Origin of the sequence: Streptomyces incanus (genome assembly GCF_042656345.1) — a bacterium.
In the GTDB taxonomy this organism is placed as follows: domain Bacteria; phylum Actinomycetota; class Actinomycetes; order Streptomycetales; family Streptomycetaceae; genus Streptomyces; species Streptomyces incanus.
This window is the reverse complement of the sequence record NZ_JBHSPC010000167.1, coordinates 1-11,707: the sequence shown is the minus strand read 5'-3', so window position 1 is coordinate 11,707 and position 11,707 is coordinate 1. Positions and strand designations below refer to the sequence as shown.

Genomic DNA, 11,707 nt, shown 5'->3' with positions numbered 1-11,707 from the left:
CTCCCCTGGTCGCCGGCCTCGACCCTTCCATGGCTACGCGCTCCTGCCGAGCGCGACCGCGGCTCTGTGGTGTGGCCTCCGGAGCGGGTGAAGGGCGTCCGGCATCCGTGTGTGATGACAGACCTGAACACCCACCCTCTTGCCGGCACTGTACGGGAAGAGCGACGCCACGATCAGGGGAACGCGACGACCTCGCAGGCCACCTCCGCCCATCGACTCCGAACTCGTCCGCCTGGCCTGCCTGCTGCGCCACCCGGGCGCCGTCGAACCGCGCTCCCTCGTCCCCCGCGACATCCCCGTGCGCTTCGACCCGGGCGCGATGCCGGACATCGACCGCAGGGTCCGCCGCAGCGGCACCCGCCTGCTGTTCGTCAACGGGACGCAGGACCCCTCGATCGCGGAGCCCTTCCCGCCCGGCCGCCACGACTCCCGCGTCCTGCGGGCGCCCGGCACCGACCACCACACCATCATCGCCGCCTTCCCCACCGCGGACCGCACCGAGGCCACCACCCCGGACGACACCGACCTCCTTCCCCAGTACGCCACCACCCTGGCGGCCCGGGGCCGCGCCCTCCCCTGGCCCCCGCAACGGTCGGCCGCCTGCTGGTGCGGCTCGGGCCGCGCGTACGGGGAATGCCACGGGATGACGGGGTGACGGCGGGCCCGGTCCCCTCTCCCGCCCACCGACCGGGAACGGTCTGCCGTCGGGTCAGGAAAGGGCTTTGTAGCCCTTCCAGCCGGTCGCGATCTTCGTGCGTCCGCCGAAGGTGCCCTTGCCGGTGCCGTTCTGCCGGAAGAGGTTGCCGGAGGTGTCCCGGGCGACGAGGTCGGCCTTGCCGTCGCCGGTGATGTCACCGACGCCGACGACCGCGTTGTACGAGCTGCCCCAGCCGGCGGCGACCTTGGCCCGGGACTTGAAGGTGCCCTTGCCCGTGCCGTCGAGGCGGTACAGGGTGTTCGACTTGTCCTGCACGAGCAGGTCGCCGATGCCGTCGCCGTTCAGGTCGCCGGCGCCGACCACCTTCTTGTAGCCCTTCCAGTTGCTGAAGAGCTTCACGCGGGACGACAGCTTCCCGGTGCTGGTGCCCTTGTAGAGGTAGACGGCGCCGGTGGAGGAGTTGCGGGCGATCAGGTCCGGGCGGCCGTCCTTGGTGACGTCGCCGGGCGAGGTCAGGATGTCGTACTGCTTCCAGCCGCTGCCCGTCGAGATCGTCGTGTACGGCGTGGACGGTTTGAGTGCCGCTCCGCAGGCGGGCCGGTACAGGCGCACCGTCCCGCTGCTGAACCGGACCAGGGTGTCGTTGCAGCGGTCCCCGTTCAGGTCGCCGAGCGGCACCGCCTTCACGCTCGTCGCCCAGCCGCTGCCGCTCACCTTCCCGGAGAAGGCGCCCTTGCCGGTGCCCTGCTGGAAGGTGAGGGCGCCGGAGGAGTTCAGGGTGAGCAGGTCGCCGAAGCCGTCCGATCCGGCGTGGTCGCGCAGCACCGCCGCGGCGCCGGACACCTTCACCGTCCCGGTCCTGGTCAGGGCGGTGCCCCGACCGTCGGCGGGGGTCGCGGTCAGCGTCCAGGTGTAGGCGCCGTTGGGCACGAGCCTGCCTGATCCGTCCTTGCCGTTCCACGACGCCGTCACCGCGCCGCGCACCTCACCGCCGGAGAGGGTGCGCACCGTTTTCCCGGTCGGCTTGTGCTTGAGCGCGAGCTTCCAGGATGCGGCGGGCTTGGACAGCCACCACTTCGGCCGCCACGGCGCCGCACCGCCCTTGACGTTCGCCGACCCGGCGACGACCGTGTCCGTCTGCTCGAGCGGCGACACGGGGACGCCGCTGGACACGAGGCGGATGTTGCTCTTGTCGTCGGTGTGGGCGATCAGGCCGGTGTGGGGATCGACGTCCCAGGCGTTCCAGGCGGTGGAGGACTCCACCGTGTGCGACACGGCCGTCCCGCCGCGGACGTCGTTCACCTGGAGCTTTCCCTCTTTGACGGTCACGACGAAGCCGTCGCCGAGCTCCGCACGCCCGTAGGACCCGGCCCCGGTCTTGAGGATCAGTTTCTTCCCCGTGGCGGTGTTGTGGACGCCCTGGCTCTCGGCAGAGCCCACGCAGGACCACAGCAGCCACTCCCGGACTGCCTGCAGGTCCTCCAGGAGGCAGCCGCGGCCGAACCACACGGACTCGCCGCGCTTCCCGGTGCGCAGGTCGATCGGGACCACGCTGTCGTTGCCGTCCCTGACCCACAGGGTGGTGCCCCACAGGGCCTCGGCCTGCTCCGGCACGGTCAGCACCGTCTTGCCGGTGTCGAGGTCGACGACCGCGGTCTGCGCGCCCGAGGTGCCGCCCCTGTGGGTGCGCAGGGCGACGAAGCGGCCCCCGGCCTCGCTCACCAGGTCGTACGTCCGCGACGCATCGAGCGGCGTGCCGGGCAGGGACGCCCCCTCCGCGACCACTCGGGGCTGGGGGGACGCTCCCTCGCTCCCCTGCCGTCCCCAGAAGACCGTCCGCCCGTCGCCGGTGTCGAGCATCCACACGCAGTCCTGCCACGCGCACCGTTCGTACTCGGCGGGGACGGGCCCGCGGTCGGTGTGCCGTCCGAAGGTGAGGGAGCCGGTGACCTCGACCGTCCGGCCGTACAGGCCGCTCTGATCGCGCGAGCGGTCGCGTTCCATGGTCGTCAGCCGGCCCTGCGTCAGACTCAGGGCCTGCACCGTGTTGGCCAGGGAGACCGCCTCGGAGCCGGCGACCCGCCGGGCGGTGGGGGCGCCGCCGGGACCGGCCTGGACCAGGTTCACGCCCCAGTCCGCGGTGTCGGGGCCGGCGGCCACCAGGAGTCCGCCGTCGGGGGCGGGGACGGCGGGGTAGTTCAGCGCCCTGTCCAGCAGCGTCCCCCGCACCGAGCCGTCCGGGCCCACCGCCTCGACGCGCCAGACGGGCAGGCTCCCGTCCATGCGGCCCAGCGAGGAGTCGTGGCGGGTCACGAGCAGGGTGTCGCCGACCATGCCCAGCAGCCGGCCGGTGCCCGACAGCGGCACCGTGCGGGGAGCGGCGGTCAGGTCCTGCCGCGAGTACACGGAGACGGCGGAGTCCTGCCACGACAGCAGGTGCGTGGAGGTGAGGACCACGCGCGAGTCACCGAAGGCCGTGTTGTACGGCAGCCGGACCAGCCGGCCCTCGTCGGTGTCGAGCCAACCGGTCTCCACCCGGCCGTCGACCCGGTACTGCACCAGCATGCCGTGGGCGTCGCCCACGGGGGCGTTGCTCGTGAAGACCGCGGTGATGCCTGACGGGGTGTCCGCCACGGTGCGGTGGCGCACCGCGCCGTCCTGAAGGTCGAGCAGGTGCCACTTCTCGCCGTCCGACGGCGCGGTGGTCACGACGGTGGAGCCGAGCGTGCCCTGGTAGGTGTGGCGGCCGGCGGGGAGGGGGACGACACCGGTCTCCCCGGTCGTCATGTTCCGCAACATCACGGTCCCGGCGGTGCCGTCGTGCCGGGCCACGACGTCCGAGCCGGCGCCGAACACCATCTGTCCCCGCGCCTCGGTGGCAGCGGCGTCGACCACGGTGTCCACGCCCGCGTAGGTGGTCCACAGGTGGCCGCGGCCCGGCTCGTAACGCAGGAATCCCGTGGGGCCCGCGCTCAGGACGGACGACCTCGGCACCAGGGAGGTGGCCGCCGGGACCACGACCTCCGCGGCCGGTCCGGCATGGGCGAGGGGCGACAGCGGCCCGACGCCCAGGGCCATCGCGAATGACGCGGTGGCGGCGATGCTGACACGTATAAGCGCGCGTTCGGTCACGCGGATCCTCCCCGGAGAACACAGAAGAGGCGTTGAGGAGGACGTACGACGCATCACGTGCACCACAGATGGCGAACGGCCGCCCCAAGGGCCCCGATCGTCCTCCCCCGCCAAGTCGCCGGATCGTAACACCCGCTCGCCGCACGGCCGTCGGCCCCTCACGTGCCGAGCTCCTCGGTGAGCTGCCGCCGGCCCGGGCCGGCGCGATCAGACATGTGCTCGGCCCGGCGCTGACCATGGTCGCCCTCGTCGAGACCGTGCGAGTCCTTGGTCGTGTGGACCGACGACGAGACGGTGGCTGCCTGCCACAGCAGAGATCCCGCACGTCACGGACGAGGGATCCGGACCCGTCCTCGAACCGGACCCCTCACCGCGTGCTGCTCCTCGCTAGGCCGCTCGGCGCCCCGGGTGGAAGTTGATGCGTTCGCTGACGACGGGGAAGCCGGCCTTGGCGAAGTTCGCGGCCATGGGGAAGTTGCCCTGGTCGGTCCCTCCGCTGATGAACTCCGCACCCTCCTCGACGAGGAAGTGGGTGCACTCCGCGAGGAGATCGTAGGCGTAGCCGTGACCGCGCTGTTCCGGAACGACTCCGATGAAGCCGATGGTCGGGCCGGAGGGGTTGTGGGCCGGGATGTGGACGCCTGCCAGGCCGCCCTCCGGCGTGTACGCGATCTGCCACCACTCCCGTGGGGAGGGGCACCAGTGGAAGAAGTCGAGTTCCTCCTGGGCGGCCTGGTCGAGGCCGCCCTCCTCGATGGCCCTGAGCGCGTGGGCGTCCAGAGTGACGGAGTGGATGCGGCGCAACGCGTCGAAGAACACCGTGTCGTCGGGTTCGGCGCTGAAGCGCAGGCGTCCGGGCCGCTCGGGCAGTCCTCGCTCCGGGGTCCAGCGGTACAGGAAGCGTTCCACCAGGAGTTCGTACCCGGCGGCTCGTGCGGCGGCGAAACGTGTCTCGGCGGCGGCGCGCAGGTCGGGCTCGTCCCGCCAGCCGGCAGGCAGATTGATCTCGAGTTCGACCTGCCAGGGGGCGGAGCGCAGGAGTTCGGCACCCGCCTCCTCCTCGCCCTCGGCCACGTCGAACCAGTTGATGTTGAGGGGCTCCGGGTCGTCGGGGCCGCCCCACCACGCGCCGCGTGCGACGACCTCGCCGTCGCGCAGGACGACGCGCTTCCAGTCGGGGCGGAACCGGGTGCGCCGGTGGCCTTCACGGGCGCCCAGTGGGTCGGGGAGAGCGTCGAAGAGACGGGCGTCGCTCGCGGAGAGCGCGCGGATGACCGGGTCGGTCATGGATTCCTCCGGGATACAGGCTGCTTGGCGCGCTCCCGGTCAGAAGTGACGAGCCACGCCGGGACAGCGGAAAAGGGAGCGCTGGAAAGGTGTGAACCGCACGGCACTCGCCTCCTTCCGTCCATCTCAGGGCGTGGAGCCACACAGTACGTGTTCTTCCGCGGGTCCGGCCATGGATTTCTGCGACCCTTGGAAGGAGGGGTTCGCGGGACGATGCGGAGCGCTCTCAAAGGCCTGTGGGGCCTTGATGCTCCGCTCGTAGATCGTGATCTCCATGCCTGATGCGGTGTCAACGCTTCTGTTGGCGGATGGGTAATCGAATCGGCGAGCTGTGCCTGCCGGGTGGCAGGACAGGGGCTGCAGGTGGTCTGCAGGCAGGCACTTGCAGGGCCACATCGACGCTTGACCTCAACCAGACTTGAGCTTTTAGGTTCCTTCCAAAGCCGCAGGAACCGGCCAGCGGTGCCTTTTCAAGGAGGTTCGCCGTGCCCGAGCACACCGCCCGCATCGAGATTCCCCACCGTTACCGCTATGCCGTGATCCCGCACATCATGGTCGACGACGCAGCCGCGGCGATCGATTTCTACCAGCGGGCGTTCGGCGCCCGTGAGGACTTCAGGATCGACGCTCCGGGCGGCGGAGTTCTGCACGCCGAGATCACCATCGGACGATCGACCCTGATGCTGGGCGACGCCGGCGTGAGCGAGGCGGAGGCCGCCTCCTTCGCCGCGCCGACCTCGCTCGGCGGAGGCACGTCCGTCACGCTGCATGTCTTCGTGCCGGACGTCGACAGCCTGGCGGAGCGCGCAGAAACCGCCGGCGCTGAGATCCTCCAGCCGCCGAAGGACATGTTCCACGGTGACCGCACCGTCATCCTCAAGGACCCTTCCGGCCACATGTGGGTATTTCTGACCCACATGGAAGACGTCTCGCAGGAGGAGCTTCGGCGCCGCCTGGCCACCGCCGGGTGACTGGGTGCCGTGCGCGCGGCCATCCGGACCGAATACCGAGCGTCGTACCTGACGGGACTCGCCGACCGAACTGCTCGATCATGTCCGAGCTGCTTGCCGCCGGTAGTGACCGGCCCGGGATCGGGCCTGGTGACAACCCCGCCAGTGGGACCGGTCGAGCCGGTGATCCGCGTCGTGGACGGGCCGGACGACGAGCATGACGGACAGGCGCTGGATCTCGTTGCAGGTGAGTGGGATCAGCTCACCCGGCCGGGGTGGTGGGCATGTTCGTCGGCGCGGACGGCCGCGAGGAAGGCGTGGGCGAGCATGGCCAGGGTGACCCAGCGGGACCACGAGGTGAAGCGGCGGACCTGGTGCTCGTCCAGTCCGGCCAGGCCCTTGCCGGACTGGACGGCCTCCTCCACCCGCCCTCTCGCCCCGGCGACGCGGACCAGCGCGGCCAGGGGGGCCGGGGCGGGCGACCAGCAGCGGTAGTAGGCGAGTTCATCGGGGGTGCGGTTGCGGCGGATCAGCAGCCAGTGCCTGCCTGGCCGCACTGCGGCCAGGCCCGCCCGGGCACCTTCGCGGTCAGGGCATCCGCGCGGAACTTCCCTGCAGCGGTGGCGACTTCAGCCGAGCAGGCGACCGCAAGAACGCAGCCGATCCCGCGATTTCCTGCTCGACAAGACTCCCGCTCGGGTCACGGCCCTGCCCTTCGACTTTGATGAGCTGTAGCGGCGGCAGCGAGGCAGGAGCCTGACGACCGATAGCTGACACGCCCTTCCGTCAGGACCCCGGCTGCGAAAGCGTGACCATTTTCCACGCGAGTGGTCACACTTTCGCGGAGCTCCCACCCGCACCGCGTGCTTCCGACCGGATCGGCCGGCTACATCACAACTACGGGGCGGACTGGGCAAGCAGTAAGACACCTCTCCTGACCGCGCACCTGGCGGTTGGGGGCTCGTCTGCCGTGCCGCCCACCATATGGTCACATCTCTGATTGTCGGTGCCCCCTGTTAGAACTGAGGCACACATCACCGTGATGATCGAAGGGATTCTGGTGGGAGACATAGAGGAAGGAACGCAGCCAGTCGCGGGAGTCTACGAGAAGCTGATCACTGACGGTGTGCGTGACGAACTGAGGCAACTCGAGTCCGCGGGGTGGAAAGCCATCGAGACCGAGGTCAGCGCAGAGTCCTCACCTCATGTGCTGGCTCGGCATATCGGTGAAAGCGTGGCTCGCCGCTTCCAGCAGCTACCGCCCCATCAGCAGGTCCCCTTCGCCAACCAGATCCTGGCGTCCCTGGACGTCAACACTGGTGACCAGAGCCACGCCGAACCCGGCGGCACCATCGTGGACGGACCTCGCCAGTTGCTGGCCCTCGCTGAACAGGAGGCTCCGGGGGCCTACGCGATCCGTCCACTCACGCCTCTCTCCGAAACGTCGCTGCTCACCAACTCACCGGAGGATCTCAGCCTGGGTTCAGAGCTGAGGGCCGAGTTGGCCACCGCGGACCGGATCGATCTGCTCTGCGCCTTCGTGAAGTGGTACGGCATCCGCGTACTGGAGGACTCCCTGCGCGCCGCAAAAGAGCGGGGTGTGCCGATCAGGGTCATCACCACCACCTACTTGGGCGCAACGGACCGCCGCGCGCTCGACCGTCTCGTGCGCGACTTCGGTGCGACTGTAAAGGTCAATTACGAGATCCGCTCGACACGGTTGCATGCCAAGGCGTGGCTCTTCCGTCGTAAGACGGGGTTCGACACCGCCTACGTCGGCAGCTCGAACCTGTCACGGGCCGCTCTGCTGGACGGGCTCGAGTGGAACGTACGTCTCTCGTCCGTCGCCACGCCCGCGGTATTGGACAAGTTCGAGGCGACCTTCGACGCGTACTGGAACGACACCGCCTTCGAGACGTACGACCCCGGCCTCCACGGCGAGCGCCTCGACGAGGCTCTGGCACAGGCGAGTGGAACCACCTCGACGACCGACCTGAAGATCAGTCTTTCTGGCCTCGAAGTACGCCCTTACCCCCATCAGCGAGACATGCTGGAGCGTTTGAGCGTCGAGCGTGAGCTCCGCGGACGCCACCGAAACCTGCTCGTCGCGGCTACCGGTACGGGAAAGACCGTGATGGCCGCCCTCGACTACCGCAGCATCTGCCGGACGACGAGCGACGGTCGGCCACGGCTGCTGTTCATCGCCCATCGCAAGGAAATCCTCAAGCAGTCCCTGCGCACCTACCGAGAAGTGCTGGATGACGCCTCGTTCGGAGAATTGCTGCATGGCGGCGCGGACCCACAGGAGTGGAACCACGTCTTCGCCAGTGTGCAGTCGCTCAACATTCAAAGGTTGGAGCAGTTGGCTCCTGACCACTTCGACGTCATCGTCATCGATGAGTTCCACCACGCCACTGCCCCCACATACCGACGCATCATCGAACACTTCACACCAAAAGAGCTGCTGGGCCTCACCGCCACCCCGGAGCGGATGGACGGGCTGAACGTTCAGGACGAGTTCTTCAAGGGCCGCATCGCTGCCGAAATGAGGCTCTGGGAGGCGCTGGAGAACGACCTGCTGTGCCCCTTCCACTACTTCGGCATCCCGGACGGCACGGACCTGACGAACCTCAACTGGCAGAAGGGCGCCTACTCCGATCAGGATCTCGGCAATCTCTTCACGGGCAACGAAGCCCGAGCGCGCATCGTGGTCAAGCAGATCCGAGACAAGGTCTCCAACCCCGGCGCCATGCGTGCCCTTGGCTTTTGCGTCACCAAGGCGCACGCCCACTTCATGGCGGAGTTCTTCCGCAGGGCCAACTTCCAGGCTGTGGCACTGGACAGTGATTCGCCTGCGGACGTGCGCTCCCAGGCGCTGTCCGATCTGCGGGACGGCAAGCTCCAGGTGATCTTCTCGGTGGACCTGTTCAACGAGGGACTCGACATCCCGGACGTCGACACCTTGCTTCTCCTCCGGCCCACCAACAGCGCCACCGTTTTCCTCCAGCAGCTTGGGCGAGGGCTGAGGCGCACCGAGACGAAGCCCGTGCTCACGGTGCTCGACTTCATCGGACAGCACCGGGCGGAGTTCCGCTTCGAGGAACAGTTCCGAGCCCTGACCAACCTCTCGCGGAACCGGCTCGTCGAGCACATCGAGCGGGACTTTCCACAACTGCCGTCCGGCTCCCAGATCATCCTGGAGGGTAAGTCGAAGGATCTCGTCCTCGACAACATCCGGAACCAGCTGGGCGCCACAGTCAGGACGTTGGTGAAGGAGGTCAAGGAATACAGCACCCCGCGCCTCGCTGACTACCTGCGGGAGAGCCGTCGAGAGATCAAGGAGTTGTACAAGAACAGCAACTCATGGACGGCCGTGCTTCGTAGAGCGGGTCTACTCAACGATGCGGGCCCGTCGGGTGAGGCCGCCTTGCTCAAGCGGGTCCATGCCTTCCTGCACGTGGATGACCCTGAGCGCGCTCAGGCGTACCTGCGCCTCCTGGAAGATGACACTCCGCCATACGGAGTGCTGGACCCGTCCGACCAGGCGTATGCCCGCATGCTGTTCTTCAACCTGTGGGACGACGCCAGCGGGTTCACGAGCTTCGAGGAGGGCTTGGCATCCCTGCGCCCACAGCAAGCGTTCCGGGACGAACTCCGCCAGGTGGTGTCGTACGCCATCCAGGAAGCCGATCACTTCCCGATCCCCCTGTCGGGCCGTCTCAGCCAGGTTCCGCTGAAGATCCACAGCGCGTACAACCGGTCGGAGATCCTGGCCGCTCTCGGTGTCGCACGTTTCGGCGGACAGATGCCCAGGACCTTCGCTCAGGGCGTGCAGTGGGTCGATGAGCTCCAGACGGACGCGCTCCTCATCACTCTTGAAAAGAACGAGAAGGATTTCTCACCCACCATCCGCTACAAGGACTACGCGCTGAACGCGTCCCTCTTCCACTGGGAGTCCCAGAACTCCACTGCAGCCGATTCCCCCACAGGCTTGCGCTACCGGCACCACGTGCACCGCGGCAGCCACGTCCTGCTGTTCATGCGCCGCTATAAGAACACGGACATAGGGAAGTCCCAGCCGTGGATGCTCCTCGGCCCGGCGACCTACGAGAGACACACCGGCAGTAAGCCGATGGCGATCACCTGGCGCCTCCAGCACGACCTCCCCGCCGACGTGTGGACGTACTCGGCTGCCGTCGCAGCGAGTTGATCCGGTCACGCCGGTCCGGGAGCCGCCTTCCTCAGGGGAATCGAGCCTCGGTCTCGGCCTCGAAGTGCACTTGGGCCTGGTCCAGTACGTCGTCGGCGTCCCGTCCGTACACACGACACCAATAGAGGAGATCGGTGATGATGCCGATCGCCGCGTCTCGGGCGACTGCCGTTCCCAACCGACTCTGACCAGGCCCCAGCGGCGGTGACACCACTCCGCCGTACAAGCTCAGCAGATCCGCGGCTCGGGCCAGGCGGGGAAGCGCTGCGTGCCGGCCTACCCTGCCAGCACTCACCCGCAGCTCACACCAGGTGGCCTTCCGGTCGCCGCTGAGGTCGACTCCCCAGCGGTCGCTGACGGCCTCGATGAGCGCCATCCCCCGCCCCGCCTCCGCCTCGACACCCGCGCGGACAAGCGTGGGAAGCGCACGGGGATCGGGGTCGTGTACCGCGATGCGCAGATGGGTGCTGTTCAGCGAGACCACGAGCGTGGACGGCGTCCCCGGCCCGACGTGTTTGATGACATTGGCGACGAGTTCACTGACGCAGAGCTCAGCGGCGTCTCTCAGTTCCTGCAACCCCCAGCACTCCAGGTGCGTTCGCAGAGCCCTCCGCAAGGAGGACACCTGCTCGGCTTCGGCTAGAAACGGCAGGCTCCACAGCCTCGTTGAAATCCATCGAGAGCCGTCCACGTCGTACCCCACTCTCTGACTCGCACCCCTGTTGGCGCACAGTGACATCGCAACAACTCAGAGTTGCAGTGAAACTCTCAAAATGGAACTCTCTCTTTGGAGGAATGGGAGCGCGACTCCCTCTCGCGCGCCCCCAGCGCGTACCGCCTTGCCGTCCAGAGCGAAAGACCACGACGATCTACCGGATCGACATGAAGGGCCACAGACATGGCAGTCGGACCCACCACCCGCAGGCGTCAACTGGGCGCCGACCTGCGCCGCCTCAGGGAGCTCAAGGGGCTGACCCTTGAGGAAGCGGGCGCCCGAGTCGGCATCTCGAAGGCGACACTGAGCCGCTACGAAACGAAGGAAGGTACGGTCAAGTGGCCTTCTGTAGATGCCCTTTGTCGCGAGTACGGCGCGACGGACGAGGAGCGCGCAGCCCTGGTCGAGTTGGCGAAGGGCGCAAAGATTCAGGGTTGGTGGCGCTCCCTGGCCGACCCCATCCCCGACTCTATGAACCTCATGCTCACCCTCGAAGACGAGGTCGTACGTGAGGACCACTACGCCTGCATGTACATCCCTGGCCTCCTTCAGACCCGCGCCTACGCCGAGGCTGTGCACCGGGCATCGGAAGTGCAGTGCGAAGAGCGCGAAGTGCAACACATGGTTGATATCCGTATGAAACGCCAGGATTTGCTGGACCGCCAGGAACCACCGCATATCTGGTGCGTGATCGACGAGGCAGCACTCCGGCGGCAGGTCGGTGGCCGCGAGGTGATGCGGAAGCAACTGGAACA

General features: G+C 68.0%; 7 protein-coding genes and 1 pseudogene. 4 read left to right on the top strand and 4 right to left on the bottom strand.

Annotated features, from left to right (window positions below):
* The first annotated feature begins 139 nt into the window (after positions 1–139).
* Entirely contained in the window at positions 140–655 is a 516-nt protein-coding gene (locus ACFP2V_RS37800; protein ID WP_381221003.1) for an SEC-C domain-containing protein, read from the top strand.
* A gap of 54 nt (positions 656–709) precedes the next feature.
* Here the strand turns inward: ACFP2V_RS37800 and ACFP2V_RS37795 are convergent, their stop codons facing one another.
* Both ACFP2V_RS37795 and ACFP2V_RS37790 read right to left on the bottom strand, forming a co-directional pair.
* Positions 710–3,790 carry an FG-GAP-like repeat-containing protein gene (locus ACFP2V_RS37795; protein WP_381221000.1) on the bottom strand — a complete coding sequence of 1,027 codons (3,081 nt, stop codon included), beginning with the start codon at positions 3,788–3,790 and terminating at the stop codon, positions 710–712.
* A gap of 387 nt (positions 3,791–4,177) precedes the next feature.
* On the bottom strand, positions 4,178–5,077 hold the full coding sequence (locus tag ACFP2V_RS37790) for a GNAT family N-acetyltransferase (RefSeq protein ID WP_381220997.1): 900 nt from the start codon (positions 5,075–5,077) through the stop codon (positions 4,178–4,180).
* 485 nt (positions 5,078–5,562) lie between these two features.
* Between ACFP2V_RS37790 and ACFP2V_RS37785 the strand changes: the two genes are divergently transcribed.
* Positions 5,563–6,048: a VOC family protein gene (locus tag ACFP2V_RS37785; protein WP_381220994.1), complete on the top strand. Its 486-nt coding sequence runs from the start codon at positions 5,563–5,565 to the stop codon at positions 6,046–6,048.
* 78 nt (positions 6,049–6,126) lie between these two features.
* On the opposite strand, the pseudogene ACFP2V_RS37780 reads toward ACFP2V_RS37785, so the two are convergent.
* Positions 6,127–6,697: pseudogene (locus ACFP2V_RS37780) on the bottom strand (IS701 family transposase); the annotation flags it as partial.
* A gap of 372 nt (positions 6,698–7,069) precedes the next feature.
* On the opposite strand from ACFP2V_RS37780, the gene ACFP2V_RS37775 reads away from it, so the two are divergent.
* Positions 7,070–10,237 carry a DEAD/DEAH box helicase gene (locus ACFP2V_RS37775; protein ID WP_381220991.1) on the top strand — a complete coding sequence of 1,056 codons (3,168 nt, stop codon included), beginning with the start codon at positions 7,070–7,072 and terminating at the stop codon, positions 10,235–10,237.
* 31 nt (positions 10,238–10,268) lie between these two features.
* Here ACFP2V_RS37775 and ACFP2V_RS37770 read toward each other — a convergent pair whose 3' ends face one another.
* On the bottom strand, positions 10,269–10,940 hold the full coding sequence (locus ACFP2V_RS37770) for an ATP-binding protein (RefSeq protein ID WP_381220988.1): 672 nt from the start codon (positions 10,938–10,940) through the stop codon (positions 10,269–10,271).
* Between the two features lie 195 nt (positions 10,941–11,135).
* Here ACFP2V_RS37770 and ACFP2V_RS37765 point away from each other — a divergent pair.
* The coding region (locus ACFP2V_RS37765) for a helix-turn-helix domain-containing protein (RefSeq protein ID WP_381220985.1) at positions 11,136–11,707 on the top strand (572 nt) is incomplete at its 3' end.